15 protein-coding genes and 1 tRNA gene are annotated in these 15,485 nt (G+C 66.2%); 3 read left to right on the forward strand and 13 right to left on the reverse strand.

Features of this window, described 5'->3' with window-relative positions; all coding sequences use genetic code 11:
• Positions 1-223: 223 nt before the first annotated feature.
• The 5 genes from VLK31_RS29660 to VLK31_RS29680 form a co-directional block, all read right to left on the reverse strand.
• On the reverse strand, positions 224-1,717 hold the full coding sequence (locus tag VLK31_RS29660) for an ABC transporter substrate-binding protein (RefSeq protein WP_409172070.1): 1,494 nt from the start codon (positions 1,715-1,717) through the stop codon (positions 224-226).
• A 111-nt stretch (positions 1,718-1,828) separates the two neighbouring features.
• Positions 1,829-2,653, reverse strand: coding sequence for an ATP-binding cassette domain-containing protein (locus VLK31_RS29665; protein WP_409172071.1), 825 nt, complete (start codon positions 2,651-2,653; stop codon positions 1,829-1,831).
• Positions 2,650-3,639 (reverse strand): ABC transporter ATP-binding protein, encoded by a 990-nt coding sequence (locus VLK31_RS29670; protein ID WP_409172072.1) that lies wholly within the window; start codon positions 3,637-3,639, stop codon positions 2,650-2,652. Before VLK31_RS29670 ends, VLK31_RS29665 begins: the two co-directional genes overlap by 4 nt.
• Before the next feature lie 14 nt (positions 3,640-3,653).
• Entirely contained in the window at positions 3,654-4,538 is an 885-nt protein-coding gene (locus tag VLK31_RS29675; RefSeq protein ID WP_409172073.1) for an ABC transporter permease, read from the reverse strand.
• Positions 4,535-5,485 (reverse strand): ABC transporter permease, encoded by a 951-nt coding sequence (locus VLK31_RS29680; protein WP_409172074.1) that lies wholly within the window; start codon positions 5,483-5,485, stop codon positions 4,535-4,537. Before VLK31_RS29680 ends, VLK31_RS29675 begins: the two co-directional genes overlap by 4 nt.
• Positions 5,486-5,588: 103 nt before the next feature.
• Between VLK31_RS29680 and VLK31_RS29685 the strand changes: the two genes are divergently transcribed.
• Entirely contained in the window at positions 5,589-5,882 is a 294-nt protein-coding gene (locus VLK31_RS29685) for a YfhL family 4Fe-4S dicluster ferredoxin (RefSeq protein WP_409172075.1), read from the forward strand.
• A gap of 7 nt (positions 5,883-5,889) precedes the next feature.
• Here the strand turns inward: VLK31_RS29685 and VLK31_RS29690 are convergent, their stop codons facing one another.
• The 8 genes from VLK31_RS29690 to VLK31_RS29725 all read right to left on the reverse strand — a co-directional run bounded on the left by VLK31_RS29690 (position 5,890) and on the right by VLK31_RS29725 (position 12,480).
• Entirely contained in the window at positions 5,890-6,396 is a 507-nt protein-coding gene (locus tag VLK31_RS29690; RefSeq protein ID WP_409172076.1) for a hypothetical protein, read from the reverse strand.
• 36 nt (positions 6,397-6,432) lie between these two features.
• Positions 6,433-7,065, reverse strand: a complete 633-nt coding sequence (gene pth / locus VLK31_RS29695) for an aminoacyl-tRNA hydrolase (RefSeq protein ID WP_409172124.1) — start codon at positions 7,063-7,065, stop codon at positions 6,433-6,435.
• 80 nt (positions 7,066-7,145) lie between these two features.
• Positions 7,146-7,835 carry a 50S ribosomal protein L25/general stress protein Ctc gene (locus tag VLK31_RS29700; protein WP_409172077.1) on the reverse strand — a complete coding sequence of 230 codons (690 nt, stop codon included), beginning with the start codon at positions 7,833-7,835 and terminating at the stop codon, positions 7,146-7,148.
• A 95-nt stretch (positions 7,836-7,930) separates the two neighbouring features.
• Complete coding sequence (locus VLK31_RS29705; protein WP_093132507.1) at positions 7,931-8,905, reverse strand: ribose-phosphate pyrophosphokinase; 975 nt, start codon at positions 8,903-8,905, stop codon at positions 7,931-7,933.
• 140 nt (positions 8,906-9,045) lie between these two features.
• Positions 9,046-9,122, reverse strand: a tRNA-Gln gene (locus tag VLK31_RS29710).
• A gap of 70 nt (positions 9,123-9,192) precedes the next feature.
• Entirely contained in the window at positions 9,193-10,089 is an 897-nt protein-coding gene (gene ispE / locus VLK31_RS29715; RefSeq protein ID WP_409172078.1) for a 4-(cytidine 5'-diphospho)-2-C-methyl-D-erythritol kinase, read from the reverse strand.
• Positions 10,086-10,463 carry a lipoprotein insertase outer membrane protein LolB gene (locus VLK31_RS29720; RefSeq protein ID WP_409172079.1) on the reverse strand — a complete coding sequence of 126 codons (378 nt, stop codon included), beginning with the start codon at positions 10,461-10,463 and terminating at the stop codon, positions 10,086-10,088. The genes ispE and VLK31_RS29720 overlap by 4 nt, the downstream gene beginning before the upstream one ends.
• Before the next feature lie 163 nt (positions 10,464-10,626).
• A complete protein-coding gene (locus VLK31_RS29725; RefSeq protein ID WP_409172080.1) occupies positions 10,627-12,480 on the reverse strand; it encodes a tetratricopeptide repeat protein in 1,854 nt (617 codons plus the stop codon).
• Positions 12,481-12,562: 82 nt separating this feature from the next.
• Here VLK31_RS29725 and mutM point away from each other — a divergent pair, with 82 nt between their 5' ends.
• Together mutM and VLK31_RS29735 are read left to right on the forward strand one after the other, a co-directional pair.
• Positions 12,563-13,375, forward strand: a complete 813-nt coding sequence (gene mutM / locus VLK31_RS29730) for a bifunctional DNA-formamidopyrimidine glycosylase/DNA-(apurinic or apyrimidinic site) lyase (protein ID WP_409172081.1) — start codon at positions 12,563-12,565, stop codon at positions 13,373-13,375.
• Positions 13,376-13,479: 104 nt separating this feature from the next.
• Complete coding sequence (locus tag VLK31_RS29735) at positions 13,480-15,453, forward strand: dynamin family protein (protein ID WP_409172082.1); 1,974 nt, start codon at positions 13,480-13,482, stop codon at positions 15,451-15,453.
• Positions 15,454-15,485: the final 32 nt, after the last annotated feature.

Consider the following 15,485-nt stretch of genomic DNA (forward strand, 5'->3'; position numbering starts at 1 on the left):
GTCTGCTGCGGCGCGCACCGTGCCCCGAAGGGAGGCGCAACGCCGCGAGAGACACCACACGCAGCACGAAAGATGCCACGTGCACAGCCGGTCATTCTCTCGCAGCGAAACGGCCGCGGCACGGGGGCCGAGGCGGTTTTTCCTCGGGAGCTTCCCGTAGGGCGCGGCGCTGCGCGCGCGCTGGCTTGCTTCAGTCGAGCTTCAGTTGCGGGTCAGTCCCGGCTCAGCCCCAGGACAGCGCCGCGATGTCGTTCACGAAGATCGGCGTGTCCTTCCACAGGCCGCGCAGGTTGCGCGACGCCACGGTAATGAACTGCGGCTGGAACAGGAACACATTGGCCGCGTCTTCCGCCAGCAGCCGCTGCGCGTCGCCGAGGTAGCGCAGCCGGTCGGCCGGGCGCGCGGCGTTGCGTGCCTTGTCGAACACTTCGTTGAACCTGGCCGACTGGTAGCCCCAGTAGTACTCGGGCTTGGTGTAGTTCACCAGGTCGAAGGGCTCGACGTGCAGGATCAGCGACAGGTCGTAGTTCTTGTTGCCGTAGGTGCCGCTGATCCACTGCGCCCACTCCACGTTCTGGATCTTCGCGACGATGCCGATCTTGGCCAGCTGCGCGGCAATGAGCTCGCCGCCCTGGCGCGCATAGGGCGGGGGCGGCAGCACCAGGTCGAGCTCCAGCGGCGTCTTCACCCCGGCCTCGGCCAGCAGCTTCTTCGCCTTCTCGATGTCGAAGGGGTTGATGCCGGTGGTGTCGACGAACCCCGGCGCGCCCGGCACGTAGTGGCTGCCGATGGCCACGCCGCGCCCGTCCGCCGCAGCCTCGATCACGGCCTTGCGGTCGATGGCCGCGGCAATGGCACGGCGCACGCGCACGTCGTCCAGCGGCTTGCGCTTGTTGTTGATGGCCAGGATGGTCTTGCCGCGCGAGGCGTTGAAGACGATCTGAAAACGCTTGTCGTTCTGAAACTGCGACAGGCTGCGCGACACCGAGGCATGCGGGAACAGGTCGACGTCGTTCGACAGCAGCGCGGCGGTCTGCGCGGCCGGCTCCGAGATGAAGCGAAAGCTCGCCTTGCGGATCTGCACCGTGTCGGCATTGCGATAACCGTCCCACTTGGCCAGCACGATGCTCGAGCCCTTGGCCCAGCTGTCGAGCCTGTAGGGGCCGGTGCCCATCGGCTTGGTGGCGTTGGTGTCGACCGTCTTGGGCTCCACCAGAATGGCCGAGGCCTGGCCCAGCAGAAACAGCAGGTCGGGCTCGATCTCCTTGTTGATCAGCACCACCGTGTGTTCGTCTAGCACCTGCGTCGCGATGTTGGTGAAGGTGCGCTTGTCCTTGTTGGTGCTGTTGGCCGCGGCCGCGCGCTCGAACGAGAACTTCACGCTCTGCGCGTTGAAGGGCTCGCCGTTCTGAAACTTCACGCCGCGCTTGAGCTTGAAGGTGTAAGTCTTCAGGTCGGGCGAGATGTCCCAGTTGTCGGCCAGCAGCGGCGTGACGCTGCCGTCGGAGTTGATCTTGGTGAGCGTCTCGAAGACGGTGTAAAGCACCACCTCGGCAATCTCGGCGCCAGCCTTGGCCGTGGGGTCGAGGCCGGTCGGCTCCAGCGTGAGGCCGATCACCAGCGCGTCTTTCTTGCGCTGCGCGAAGACCGAGGTCGGCAGGGCCAGCGGGGTGAGGGCTGCGGCGCCGGTGGCGAGCAGGGTGCGTCTTTTGAGCATGAAGCGAGGTCCTCCGAACCAGGGGCAAGCATCATCCGCGAGACCGGGGTGCGCGCGCAACCAGATGCTTATGACCCACTCATCCTAAGGACGGCAGGCGACGCTTCGGTGTCAGACGGGCAGCAGCGTGCCACCGGTGGGCGTGCGTGGCACGGCGTCGAGCAGCGTGCGCGTGTAGGGGTGCTGCGCATGCTGGAACAGTTCGGCGGGCGGGCCCTGCTCCACGATCTTGCCCTTCCACACCACGCACACGTCGTCGCACAGGTGGTTGACCACCGCAAGGTCGTGGCTGATGAGCAGGTAGCTGATGCCGTACTGCTGCTGCAGGTCTTGCATGAGGTTGAGCACCTGCGCCTGCACCGACACGTCGAGCGCGCTCACCGGTTCGTCGGCCACGATGAGCTTGGGGCGCGTGATGAGTGCGCGTGCGATGGCGATGCGCTGGCGTTGCCCGCCCGAGAACTCGTGCGGGTACTTGCCCATGTCGGTGGTGCGCAGGCCGACGGCGGCCAGTGCTTCCGACGCGCGTTCGCGCTGTTCGGCGCGGCTGGTTTCGGCCAGGGCTTCGAGCGGCTCGGCCACGATGCGCGACACGGTCTGGCGCGGGTCGAGCGAACCGTACGGGTCCTGGAACACCATTTGAAAGTCGCGCCGCGCGGTGCGCAGCTCGGCCTTGGAGAGCGTGTGCAGGTCGCGGCCTTCGAGGCGCACGTTGCCCGAGGTGGGCGTGTCCAGCGCCATCACCAGGCGCGCGATGGTCGACTTGCCCGAGCCCGATTCGCCCACGATGCCCAGGCTCTTGCCGGCCTCGACCTGAAAGCTCACGCCGTTCAGCGCCTTCACGGTCGGCGGCGGGCCGAAGAGTTTTTCGCGCGGCAACGCGTAGTGGCGCACCAGGTCCGTGACCTGCAGCAGCGGCGTGGTCGTCTCGCTCATGGTGCGATGGCCCCTTGCGTGGCAATTTCTTCGAGCCGAATGCAGCGCACCGCGTGGTCGTTCGGCAGCATGGTGGCCAGGGGCCGCATGATCTTGCAGGCGTCCACCGTGTAGCTGCAGCGGCCCGCGAACGGGCAACCCGGCGGCAGGTCGACCAGCTCGGGCACGCTGCCCTGGATGGTGGCCAGGCGCAGGCCGCGCGGCGCACCGATGGCGGGGCGCGCGGCGAACAGGCCTTGGGTGTAGGGGTGCGCACGGCGCGCGAACACGACCTCGGTGGGGCCGCTCTCGACCACGCTGCCGCCGTACATCACCAGCATCTTGGAGACCGTCTGCGCGATCACGCCCAGGTCGTGCGAGATCAGGATCAGCGCCATGCCGCGCTCGGCCACCAGGCTCTGGATGAGCTCCAGAATCTGCTTCTGGATGGTCACGTCCAGCGCGGTGGTGGGCTCGTCGGCAATCAGCAGGTCGGGCCCGCAGGCGAGTGCCATGGCAATGCCGATGCGCTGGCGTTGCCCTCCGGAGAACTGGTGCGGATACGCATCGAGGCGCGAGGCCGCGTCGGGAATGCCCACGCGCTCCAGCAGCGCAAGCACCTCCTTGCGCGTGTCGGCCTTCGACAGGCCGCGGTGCAGCCGCAGCGGCTCGCCCACCTGGCGCGCAATGGTGTGCACCGGGTTCAGCGCGGTCATCGGCTCCTGAAAGATCATGCCGATGCGGTTGCCGCGGATCTGGCACATCTGCTTTTCGTCGCGCCCGATCAGCTCGGTGTCGTCGAAGCGGATGCTGCCCGTAACCTTGGCGGTGGAGGGCAGCAGGCCCATGAGCGACATCACGGTGATCGATTTGCCGCAGCCCGACTCGCCCACGATGCCCAGCGTTTCGCCGCGCTCCAGGGTGAAGTCGATGCCGCGCACGGCCTCGGCGGGGCCGCGCTGCGTTTGCAGCTCGATGTGCAGGTCTTTGACTTGGAGAAGGGGCATTCGGCTTGCCTCGTTCACCGGGCGCGGGCCAGGCGCGGATCGAGCAGGTCGCGCAGCCCGTCGCCCAGCAGGTTCAACCCGAGCACCGCGAACGCGATCGCCATGCCGGGGAACACTGCGAGCAGCGGCGACTGGAACATCATCGTTTGCGCCTCGCTGAGCATGCGGCCCCACGAAGGCTGCGGCGGCTGCGTGCCCAGGCCCAGGTACGAGAGAGCGGCTTCCGCCAGGATGGCGATGGCGAAGCGGATGGTGATCTGCACGATCAGCACGGCCGATATGTTCGGCAGCACATGCTGCATGGTGATGGCGAAGCTGCCCTTGCCGCAGGCGCGCGCGGCGGCCACGTACTCGCGCGACCAGATGGCGTTGGCCGATGCGCGCGTGATGCGCGCGAAGGTCGGAATGTTGTAGATGCCGATCGCGATGATCGCGTTGACGATGCCCGCGCCGAACACGGCGGTCAGCATGATGGCCGACAAAATCGCGGGGAATGCGAGCGTGAAGTCGGTCAGCCGCATGATGGTTTCTTCGATCCAGCCGCGCCGGGCCGCGGCCAGCAGGCCCAGCGCGGTGCCCACCACCAGGCCGATGCCGACCGCGATCATGCCCACAAGAATCGAGGCGCGCGCACCCACCAGCAGCAGCGAGCCCACGTCGCGCCCGTAGGTGTCGGTGCCCAGCCAATGCGCGCCCGATGGCGGCTTGAGCTTGTTGGCCATGTCCATGTCGTAGGGCGACCAGGGCGTCCACACCAGCGAGACGCCCGCGGCCAGCAGCAGCAGCAGCGTGAGCACGCCGCCCAGCACAAAGCTGCGGTGCTGCAGCGCGCGGCGCCAGAAGCCCGGCACCTGGAGCGCGGCGGCGCTGGGAGCGACAGTTGCAGTGGTGGCGTTCATATGTCGCTGGCCTTGATGCGCGGGTCGATCACGGCATAGAGCACGTCGACCACGAAGTTCACGATGACCACCATGGCCGCGAGCAGCATCACGCAGTTGCGCACGACGATCAGGTCGCGGTTGCTGATGGCCTGGAAAATCAACCGGCCCAGGCCCGGCAGGTAGAACACGTTCTCCACCACGATGGTGCCGGCGAGCAGCTCGGAGAACTGCATGCCCATCACGGTGATGACGGGAATCATGGCGTTGCGCAGCACGTGGGTCCAAAGCACCATGCGCTGCGACACGCCCTTGGCGCGCGCGGTGCGCACGAAGTCTTCGCGCATCACTTCGAGCACGGCGGATCGCGTGATGCGCGCGAGGATCGCGGCCTGAACGACAGCGAGCGAAAGCGCAGGCAGCAGCAGCGACTTGATGCCCGCGAAGAAGCCTTCGCCCCAGCCCTCGAAGCCGCCCGCGGAGAACCACTGCAACTTCACCGAGAACACGAGGATCAGCAGAATCGCGAACCAGAAATTCGGAATGGCAATGCCGACCTGGGCCATGCCCATCAAGCCCACGTCGCCGAGCTTGTTGTGGCGCGCTGCGGCGGTCACACCCACCAGCAGCGCAATGACCACGGTGAGGGCCATCGCCATCATGGCGAGCGGCACGGTGAGCGCGAGTCGCTCCAGGATCAGGTCGAGCACGGGCGAGCTGTAGGCATAGCTGTCGCCGAGGTTGCCGGTGAGCAGGCCGCCTATCCAGTGCCAGTAGCGCGTCCAGGCGGGCTGGTCGAGGCCGAGCTTCGTGGCCAGGGCTGCGACGGCGTCAGGCGAGGCGTCGGGGCCCATGAGCATCTGCGCGGCATTGCCGGGCAGTATCTCGAGGACGAGGAAAACGATGACCGAGGCGCCGATCAACGTGCCGATCAGCGTGGCAAGGCGCTTTAGTAGAAACAGACTCATGGGGCGGGGCGCAGCATAACTGACTCGTGCAACAAATGTGCCTTGAATGTGGCCTTTGTCATTCACCGGCGGGCTGCGCGTGCGGCCCCGCGATAATCGGGAGATGGCCCTCATGATCACCGACGAATGCATCAACTGCGATGTCTGCGAGCCCGAGTGCCCGAACGATGCAATCTACATGGGCGCGGAGTACTACGAGATCGATCCGCACAAGTGCACCGAATGCGTGGGCCACTTCGATGAGCCGCAGTGCGTGCAGATTTGCCCGGTAGCGTGCATTCCGCTGAACCCCGAGCATGCGGAAAGCCGTGAGACGCTCATGCAGAAGTACGAGCGGCTCACGGCAATCAAGGTGACGACGGCGGCTGCCGCAACGGTGCCCCCCACCGGCGTCTAGGTCACATTCAGTCCGCGGCTGGCTTTCGCTTCTTTTTCTTGCGCTCCGGCGCATCGCCCGCCGCCTTCGCGCTCGGGCCACCGCTGAAACTCATGCTGGACTTGCGCGGCTCGCTGGCCGCCTTGCGCGCGCGCTCCCGCTCTCTCTGCTCCGACATGGCGAGGCGCCTTTCGGCCAGTGCGTCGCTTCGGGCTTCGCGTGCGGCCCGGTGGTCGCGGTCGTGGGCGGCTTTTTCCTGCGACAGCCGGTTGCGCTCCAGCTGGTCGGCCTGGGCTTGCAGACCGCGTGCGCCGGCGTCGGCCGCCCGGCGGTCCTGCTCGCTGCGCGGGTCGTCCACCTTGACCGTCTTGCCGCCTTCGCAGGGGCGATCGGCGTAGGTGTTGCCACAACGCCAGGTCTGCGCGCCATGCTGGGCAAACACGCCCGTCGAACAAGTGGAAATCGCTACTAAAAGAATAGCGACCCCGTTCTTTGCGGCATTCGTTCTTGCCGTTTTCTTCTTGCTGTTGCTCATTTTTATTTCTCTCCCTCCCTGCACTCCGGTGGCCGGCTAGGTGGCGGCAGGCGTGCCCCCGTCGCCGGGCTCCCGCCGCGGCGGTTTGGGCCGGGGCGGTTTGCTCGTGTGAATCAGCAGCGTCGCCTTCTCCATCTCACCCGCGATCAGCGCGGGAACCGCATGCAGGGTGCGCACGATGGCGTCGTCGATGGCTTCACGTTGTTCCTTGAGCGGCTTCTTCAGCACCCAGTTGACGACCTCCGACTTCACGCCGGGGTGCCCGATGCCCAGGCGCAGGCGCCAGTAGTCGCCGGTACCAAGCTGCGCGTGGATGTCGCGCAGGCCGTTGTGGCCGGCATGACTGCCGCCGAACTTCAGCTTGGCCTGGCCGGGCACCACGTCGAGCTCGTCGTGCACCACCAGAATTTCTTCGGGCGCGATCTTGAAGAAGCGGGCGAGGGCGCCCACCGACTTGCCCGACAGGTTCATGAAGGTCTGCGGCTCGAGCAGCCAGATGCTCTGGCCGCCCACGGTGGTGCGTGCCGCGAAGCCGTGGTAGCTGCGCTCTGGCACGAGGTTGAGTTTCCAGTCGCGCGCGAGGGCGTCGATCCACCAGAAGCCCGCGTTGTGGCGCGTGGCTTCGTACTCTGGGCCCGGATTTCCGAGGCCGACGAACAGCTTGATCATGGTCATGGATTATCCCGTCCGCCAAAAGCAAAAGGCCCGCACGGGGCGGGCCTTCATACCGACAAACGCAAGGAAGTTGATTACTTCTTGGCGGTCTTGGCAGCAGGGGTCTTGGCGGCCGGGGTCTTGGCGGCAGGCTTGCCACCCTTGCCTGCGGGCGCTGCTGCGTCGGCAGCAACTGCACCTTCGGCGGGCACTTCGACTTCTTCGGCGGCCGGAGCGACGGCCGAAGCCAGCACCGGGTTGACCTTGCCGTGGCTGACCCACTTCACGCCGCGGGGCAGCTTGATGTCCTTCAGCGTGACGGTGCCGTTCTTCTTCAGACCCGACAGGTCGACTTCGATGAACTCAGGCAGTTCTGCGGGCAGGCAGTTCACTTCCAGTTCGGTCGTGACGTGGTTGACCAGGTTGTGCTCGAGCTTGACGGCATCGGACTCTTCCTCGCCCTTGAAGTGCAGAGGCACCTTCATGGTCATGCGGGTCTTGGCATCGACGCGTTGGAAGTCGATGTGTTGCACCAGCTGGCGGAACGGGTGGTATTGCACGTTGCGCAGCAGAACCTTGCTGACGCTGCCGCCCAGGTCCATTTCAAGCACGGAGGCGTGGAAGGCTTCCTTCTTCAGGGCGTGCCAGAGCGCGTTGTGATCGATTTCGATCATTTGCGGCTCGGTGTCACCACCATAGACGATGCCGGGGGTCTTGCCCGAGATGCGGAGACGGCGGCTCGCACCCGTGCCCTGCTTGGCGCGCTCAAAAGCGACGAATTTCATAATTAGCTCCTGTAAGAGTCCACCGCGACCAGTGCGACTCCGGTTCAACAAGGGCGCCGGTCCGCAACGGGAGGGGCGCCCACTTTTTGCTCAGATCAGAACAGGTTGTCCTGGTCCGAGAACAAACTCATCACCGACTCGCCCTTGGCAATTCGCTGGATCGTTTCGGCGATCAGCGGTGCCACGGAGAGCTGGCGAATCTTTCCGCAGCCCAGGGCCGCATCGGAAAGAGGAATGGTGTTGGTCACGACCACTTCGTCCAGGGCCGAGCCCTGGGTGATGCGCTCGATGGCCGGGCCCGAGAAGATCGGGTGCGTGCAATAGGCGTAGACGCTCTTGGCGCCGCGCTCCTTCAGCACTTCGGCCGCTTTGACCAGCGTGCCTGCGGTGTCGATCATGTCGTCCATGATCACGCAGTTGCGCCCGTCGATCTCGCCGATCACGTTCATGACTTCGCTGACGTTGGCCTTCGGGCGGCGCTTGTCGATGATGGCGAGGTCGCAGTTCAGTTGCTTGGCCAGCGCACGGGCACGAACCACGCCGCCCACATCGGGCGAGACCACGATCAGGTCTTCGTAGTTCTTGGCGCGCAGGTCGCCCAGCAGCACGGGCGAGGCGTAGATGTTGTCGACCGGAATGTCGAAGAAGCCCTGGATCTGGTCGGCGTGCAAGTCCATCGTGAGCACGCGCTCGACGCCGACGGTTTCCAGCAGGTTGGCCACCACCTTGGCCGAGATCGGCACGCGGCTGGAGCGCGGGCGGCGGTCCTGGCGGGCATAGCCGAAGTAGGGGATCACGGCGCTGATGCGTTCGGCCGAAGCGCGCTTGAGCGCGTCGACCATGATCAGCAGTTCCATCAGGTTTTCGTTGGTCGGAGCGCAGGTCGACTGCACCACGAACACATCGCGCGCCCGCACATTCTGGTTGATCTCGACGGTGACTTCTCCGTCCGAGAAGCGACCGACGCGAGCAGCACCCAGCGAGGTGCCGAGGTTGTGCGCGATTTCCGCTGCAAGGCCAGGGTTGGCGTTGCCGGTGAAAACCATGAAGTCAGGGTGATTAGCCTGCATGAGCGCGTCCCGGCTGAGCGAATTGGCTGAGGAAGCCGCCAAAAGGTTGGTGATGCGTGGCGGCCGGTAAGCCGCCGATTATTGCAGCGGGTGGGCTGCAAATGCAGACTGCGGCCGTTGGGCCGCAGTCTTTGAAGATTTGGCAGGGGAGAAAGGATTCGAACCTTTGCATGCTGGAATCAAAATCCAGTGCCTTAACCAGCTTGGCGACTCCCCTACACGGGTCGATGGTTTTCACCATCAACCGATATATGTCGCGTCGAACCGAATGAACCGTTCGACTATCTTCAGTTTGCCCATCCACACAGTGGATGAACTTCCAGGTTGCTGCATTGACGAACCTGCCAGCCCTTGGGGGCATTCAGCAGTTCCGCTTCTTGCGGCGCTTGCGGCATTCTTGCGAACACCGCGCTTCCTGATCCGGTCATCCGTGCCTTCAGTCCTTGGGCGCCGAGCCATTCGATGGCGTCGGTGACCGCGGGGCAAAGTCGCTGGGCAACCGGCTGCAGATCGTTGTGGCCGAAGTCGAAAACCGAGTCACTCAGAACCGAGCTTTTCAGGTTTGTGGCTTCGAGCGATTCGCTCTCTGCAGCAAAGCCTGTGATTATAGCAACAGGAGTTGAACGTTCAAGATCTGTTGCTGAAAAAATTAATCCGGTATCGAGTCCTTCGGGGGGCTTGGCCACCGCGAAAAGCGCGGAGGGCAGTGTAACCGCAGTCAGTTGCTCTCCCACGCCCTCGACCCACGCATTGTGTCCACCCAGAAAAAAAGGCACGTCGGCGCCAAGCTTCAGCCCGATGTGAGCCAGGCGCGACAGTGAAAGATTCAGTCCCCAGAGCCGATTGAGCGCGAGCAGGCAAGTGGCCGCGTCAGAAGATCCGCCGCCCATGCCCGCTTGCGCCGGCACATGCTTGGCCACACCGATGTGCGCGCCCTGGCCGGGCGCCGCATGCATTTGAAGGGCTCTGGCAGCGCGAAGGACAAGGTCGTCCGCCGGAAGCGCGGTCGTCAGGTCTTCGCGGCTCAGTTGCCCGTCGCGCCGCAGTTCGACGTGCAGCGTGTCGCACCAGTCGATCAGCATGAAGACCGACTGCAGCAGGTGGTAGCCGTCGTCGCGCCTGCCGTTGATGTGAAGGAAGAGGTTGAGCTTGGCTGGCGCGGGAAGGTCGTAGATGGCCTTCATGACCGCTCGAACACGATGCGCAGGTCCGCGCGCGGGCTCGGCGATTCGCGCAGGGCCTGCAGGCGCCCGTTGCCGAGCTGCCCCAGGTCGGGCTTCCAGCCGGCCACGGGGTCGTTGCGGCCCTCGAGCCAACCAAACAATGCGCCCACTGGAATGGCGGCACCGGTGGCCGCCTCGATCAGCGCGTCGACCGAATCGAAGCGCCGCGTGCGGCTGCCGTCTTTCAGCAGGGCCTCGCCGGGTGCCCAATGCAGCTGGGCCAGCGTGCTGCCGATCGGCGTGGTGAGCGTGAGGTCGCCAGTTTCGGCGGACCCGCGAAGCTCGAACAGCGCGGCAAAGGTCTGCACCGGTTCGCTCTCGATGCGCAGCGACATGCGCCCGCTCCAGCTGTCCGATGTCTTCGGTGTGGACGAGCCGCCTGACAGCTGGGCACAACCCGCCATCAAGAGAAGCGCTGCGCCACCTGCTGCCAGAAGGGTGCGGCGCCCGTGGTCGACCACTGCCGGCGCTGGCACCAGCGCCCCTGCCCGCGCCATGCTACGGCTTGACCCGCAGGCGCTTGAGCGTTTCCTGCAGGGTCTCGTTCTCGGCGTCGCTCAGCAACGCTTCTTTCCAGATCGTTACCGCGCGGTCCTTCTGGCCAACGCTCCAGAGCACTTCGCCGAAGTGCGCGCCAATCTCGGGATCGGGGCGCGTCTTGTAGGCGGCTTCCAGCACGCGAATGGCTTCGTCGGTGTTGCCGAGCCGGAACTCGACCCAGCCCAGGCTGTCGGCAATGAACGGATCTTCCGGCGCCAGCTGCACGGCCTTTTGAATGAGCGTGCGTGCTTCGTCCAGGCGGATCTTGCGATCGGCGAACGAATAGCCCAGGGCGTTGTACGCGTTCTGGCTTTCGGGCTTGAGCTCGATCAGCCGGCGCAGCAGGCGCTCCATGTCGTCCAGGCGATTGAGCTTCTCGGCGACCATGGCCTGGTCATAGACGAGGTCGCTGTCGTTCGGCGACGCCGCGGAGGCCTGGGCGAGCATGTCGTAGGCCGCCTGGTATTGCTTTGCGTCGCGCAGCAGCTGCACTTCGGCCAGAAACTTCTGCTTCTTGTCTTCCGCGGTGCGCTCCGGCAGGTTGCGAATGACCTCGCGCGCCTGCGGCAGCTTGCCCTGGCGGGCCAACAAGGCGGCGCGGCGGGTTTGCGCCGCCACCATTTCGTCGGCACCGTCCACGCGCGAGAGCCAGCGCTCGGCGGCGGCGTAGTCCTTGCGCCGTTCCGCCAGCTGCGACAGCGCAAAGTACGCCTGCGCCACGCTGCGCTTGCGGTCGGCGGCATCCGTGTCCTTGTTGGCCTGGCTGCCCGACAGTTCGATGAAGCGCTTGATGGAGGCCTCGGCCGCCGCGTCCTGCTTGGCCTGCATCTGCAGGCTGCCGAGCAGCAGCCACGGCTCGGCAAGGTCGGGCCGCGAGGTGGTGACGGCCTGCAATTGCGTGCTGGCGTCGTTGAAGCGGCGGTTCTCCACCAGCACGCGCGCGTAGGCCACGCGCAGGTCGGGGGAGGCCTTGGGGTTGTTGTTGAGGAATCGCGTGACGATCGGCTCGGCCAGCGGCTGGCCGGGGTCGATCAATTCGAGCGCCAGCGCAGCCGGTGCGTCGGAAGCCGGATCGACCTCCTGGCCCTTGCGCGCGGCTTCCAGCGCGCCTGAAGCGTCACCCGCGTTCAGCCGCAGCCGACCGACCGTGGCCCACGCCAGGCCGCCGGTGGTGGGGCTCTTGAGTTCGTCGACCAGGGCCTGCTCGACCACCGAGGCGGCGAGTTTCTTGTCCGCGGCGCGCGAGTAGTTGCGCGCAATCACGGCCATCAGCAACGGACGCTCGATCTGCGACGTGGCCGCCACTTCGGCGCGCAACGGCTCGACCGTTTCGCTGATGCGGTTCAGCGCAATGAGGATCTGCAGCTCGATGCGCCGTGCATCGCGCGAGGTCGGCAGCGCTTCCTGCCAGGCCTGGGCCGCGGCGAGCGCGGCGTCGCCGGAGCGCGACTGCAGGGCGATCTCGACCGCGCGCTGAAACAGCTTGCCGTCGCGCAGCCGGCGGGCGGCATCGAGCACCAGCGCGTATCCCGAGCCGGGGTCGCCGGTGCGGGTGGTCAGCTCGCCCATCAGAATTTCGTAGAACAGGTCGGCGGTGAGCGCCGAGGGCTGCGCCAGTGCGTCGGGCTCGCTTGCCGGCTTGGCTGCTGCCACCCGGGGCCTGGCCGCGGGCTTGGGCGGCGCGGACCGCTCGATGACCGGCGCGGGGCTGGTGGGGGCTGCGGGATCGGAGGTTTGTGCGTGCGCGGCACAAGCCAGCAAGGCAAGAGACGCGGCCGCCGCAAGGCGGTGTCGGCGGGGCGAAAGATTCATCTGACCATAATAATCCAGGCTTTTGAACGAGCGCCACGCGGGGGCTTCGCCGCCGCGGGTGTTTGCAGGAGATTTACTTTTCATGCCCGAATTACCCGAAGTCGAAGTCACCCGGCGCGGTTTTGCCGACCGCATTGCCGGCGCGCGCATCGACGCGGTGCGCATCGGCAAGCCGCTGCGCTGGGCGCTCATGGTGCTGCCCGAGGCGCTGGTCGGGCGCCAGGTGCTGCAGGTGCGCCGCCGCGGCAAGTACCTGCTGATCGACCTCGACCGGGGCATCCTGCTGCTGCACCTGGGCATGTCGGGCAGCCTGCGCTTCGACCTGGCATTGCCGCCGCCCGGCACGCACGATCACTTCGACCTGGTGACAGACCGCGGCACGCTGCGGCTGAACGACCCGCGCCGCTTTGGCGCCGTGGTCTATGTCGATCACGAAGACGCGCCCTGGGCCATCAAGCTGCTCGGCGGCCTGGGCATGGAGCCGCTGGGCGATGCCTTCGACCTCGACGCGTTCCATGCCGGCCTGAAGAAGCGCAAGAGCGCCGTCAAGCAGGTGCTGCTGGCGGGCGACGTGGTGGTGGGCGTGGGCAACATCTATGCGTCGGAAGCGCTGTTTCAGGCGGGCATTCGCCCGACGCTGTCGGCGGCGCGCATCAGCCGGCCGCGCGCGGCCAAGCTGCATGCGGCCGTGCGCGAGATTTTGGCGCGCGCAGTGGAGAAGGGCGGCAGCACGCTGCGCGACTTTTCCAACGTGGACGGCAAGAGCGGCTACTTCCAGCTAGAGGCCACGGTGTACGGCCGTGCCGGCGAGCCGTGTCGGGTTTGCGCAACGCCAATCCGGCTGTTGCGCCAGGGGCAGCGCTCCACCTATTACTGTCCCCAGTGCCAGAAGTAGGCGTAAGCGTGGGTCGCGGCCAACACCGTGAACGGAATACCCGCGAAACGGTTGTTGCGGGCCTCCCGATGCTATATTTGTAAGCTATTACTTACAAATTTCCCTTGAGCCGCTCTTTCAACCAACAACTCGATCAGCACGGCGCGTGGCGAAGCAATTTCGCTCGCCGGCTGCAGTGGCTGTCCCGCTGGCTGACGGAGAACGAGCTGCTCGACCAGTCCGTGGCCGAGCGGCTGCGCGGGCTTGAAACGCAGATTCGTACCAGCAAGGTCATGGTCGCCTTCGTGGCCGAGTTCTCTCGTGGCAAGTCGGAGCTGATCAACGCCATCTTCTTTGCCGGCTACGGGCGGCGCATCATGCCGGCAAGCGCCGGGCGCACCACGATGTGCCCGACCGAGCTGGGCTATGACGCCGCGCTGGCGCCCAAGCTGCGGCTGCTGCCCATCGAAACCCGTCTGGAGCCGCACTCGCTGGCCCACTGGCGTGAAAAGCCCACCCGCTGGACCGAGATCGCCATCGATGTCGGCAACGCGGAGCAGCTCGCCCAGGCCATGGGCAAGGTGGCCGAGGTGCGCTGGGTCAGCAAGGAAGAAGCACGCGCGCTGGGCTTCTGGAACGACGACACGCCCGACGACAACCCGGTGCAGGACAGCGAAGGCCGCGTCGAAATTCCGCGCTGGCGCCACGCCGTGCTGAACATGCCGCACCCGCTGCTGGAGCAGGGGCTGGTCATTCTGGACACCCCCGGCCTGAACGCGATTGGCGCCGAGCCCGAGCTCACGGTGAGCCTGATTCCGCAAGCGCATGCCGTGGTGTTCATCCTGGGCGCGGAGACCGGCGTCACGCGCTCCGACCTGTCGATCTGGCGCGAACACCTGATCACCGAAGACGAAGGCAGCGACACGCGCTTCGTGGTGCTCAACAAGATCGACACCATGTGGGACACGCTGAGCACGCCCGCACAGATCGAGCAGCAGATCGAACGCCAGCGCGAAGGCGCGGCGCGGCTGCTCGAAGTGCCGCTCGCGCAGGTGCTGCCCGTGTCCGCGCAGAAGGGGCTGCAGGCGAAGATCCAGTGCGACGCGCAACTGCTGCAGGCCAGCCGCCTGCCGGCGCTCGAAGCACTGCTGGGCGAAGGCGTGCTCGGCAAGCGCGAGACCATGCTGCGCCTGGCTGTCGACGCGGGCATGACCGCGCTGCGCGCCGAGGCCGAGCGCATCCTCAAGGTGCGCCAGCGCGACCTGTCCGAGCAGGCGCTCGAGCTGCAGGGGCTGCGCGGCAAGAACGTTTCCGTGATTCGCCACATGCGTGCGCGAATCGACCAGGAGCATGCCGAGTTCGAGGGCAGCAACACCCGCATCCTGGCGCTGCGCTCGGTGCAGGGCAAGCTGCTGCGCGAGGTGTATGCCGTGCTCGGGCGCACCGCGCTCAAGGCCGACATGGTGCGGCTGTCGGCCGCGCTCAAGCGCCCCGGCATCAAGCTCAACGTGCGCAAGGTGTACGCCGAGACCTTCGACTCGCTGCGCAACAACCTGCGCGAAGTGCAGGCGACCACGGCCGAGATCCAGTCGATGCTGCACGCCACCTTCCGCCAGCTCAACGCAGAGCAGGGCTTCACGCTGCAGGCGCCGGCCGAGCCCGACCTCACCGGCTTCGAGCAGGAGCTCAGCCAGATCGAGCGCAGCCACATCCACTACCTGGGCGTGGGCAACCTGCTGAAGCTGGCGCAGGCCGACTTCTGCGACAAGCTGGTGCGCGCGCTGGCCAGCCGGCTGCGCCTGGTCAACGAAGCCGCCATGACCGAGGTGGAGCGCTGGAGCAAAGGTGCGAGCGCGCAGATCGACGCACAGCTCAAGGAGCGTCGGCGCAACTTCAGCAAGCGCATCGAGGCCATCGAGCGCATTCAAAGCGCGGCGGGCAACCTGGACGAGCGGCTGGTCGAGCTGGCCGCGCAGGAGCGCGACATGGCCGAGCTGCATGTGCGCCTGCGCGAATTCACGTCGCTGATTGCGCCGCAGCCAACGCCCTCGGGCGCGGCTGAGGTACCGGTTGCTGCCGGCGCACTGCGTGCGGCCTGAACGTTCCGCCGTGGTGGCGGCTGCAGCCCCGC

The sequence above is a fragment of the Variovorax sp. H27-G14 genome (assembly GCF_046156345.1).
In the GTDB taxonomy this organism is placed as follows: Bacteria; Pseudomonadota; Gammaproteobacteria; order Burkholderiales; family Burkholderiaceae_C; genus Variovorax.

What these genes read in the sequence shown, in the direction of transcription:
- VLK31_RS29700 (WP_409172077.1), bottom strand. Translation starts at nt 7,835, where the DNA reads ATGAAATTCGTCGCTTTTGAGCGCGCCAAGCAGGGCACGGGTGCGAGC.
- pth (WP_409172124.1), bottom strand. Translation starts at nt 7,065, where the DNA reads ATGATCAAGCTGTTCGTCGGCCTCGGAAATCCGGGCCCAGAGTACGAA.
- VLK31_RS29690 (WP_409172076.1), bottom strand. Translation starts at nt 6,396, where the DNA reads ATGAGCAACAGCAAGAAGAAAACGGCAAGAACGAATGCCGCAAAGAAC.
- VLK31_RS29660 (WP_409172070.1), bottom strand. Translation starts at nt 1,717, where the DNA reads ATGCTCAAAAGACGCACCCTGCTCGCCACCGGCGCCGCAGCCCTCACC.
- VLK31_RS29670 (WP_409172072.1), bottom strand. Translation starts at nt 3,639, where the DNA reads ATGCCCCTTCTCCAAGTCAAAGACCTGCACATCGAGCTGCAAACGCAG.
- VLK31_RS29680 (WP_409172074.1), bottom strand. Translation starts at nt 5,485, where the DNA reads ATGAGTCTGTTTCTACTAAAGCGCCTTGCCACGCTGATCGGCACGTTG.
- VLK31_RS29725 (WP_409172080.1), bottom strand. Translation starts at nt 12,480, where the DNA reads ATGAATCTTTCGCCCCGCCGACACCGCCTTGCGGCGGCCGCGTCTCTT.
- VLK31_RS29685 (WP_409172075.1), top strand. Translation starts at nt 5,589, where the DNA reads ATGGCCCTCATGATCACCGACGAATGCATCAACTGCGATGTCTGCGAG.
- VLK31_RS29705 (WP_093132507.1), bottom strand. Translation starts at nt 8,905, where the DNA reads ATGCAGGCTAATCACCCTGACTTCATGGTTTTCACCGGCAACGCCAAC.
- ispE (WP_409172078.1), bottom strand. Translation starts at nt 10,089, where the DNA reads ATGAAGGCCATCTACGACCTTCCCGCGCCAGCCAAGCTCAACCTCTTC.
- mutM (WP_409172081.1), top strand. Translation starts at nt 12,563, where the DNA reads ATGCCCGAATTACCCGAAGTCGAAGTCACCCGGCGCGGTTTTGCCGAC.
- VLK31_RS29665 (WP_409172071.1), bottom strand. Translation starts at nt 2,653, where the DNA reads ATGAGCGAGACGACCACGCCGCTGCTGCAGGTCACGGACCTGGTGCGC.
- VLK31_RS29720 (WP_409172079.1), bottom strand. Translation starts at nt 10,463, where the DNA reads ATGTCGCTGCGCATCGAGAGCGAACCGGTGCAGACCTTTGCCGCGCTG.
- VLK31_RS29675 (WP_409172073.1), bottom strand. Translation starts at nt 4,538, where the DNA reads ATGAACGCCACCACTGCAACTGTCGCTCCCAGCGCCGCCGCGCTCCAG.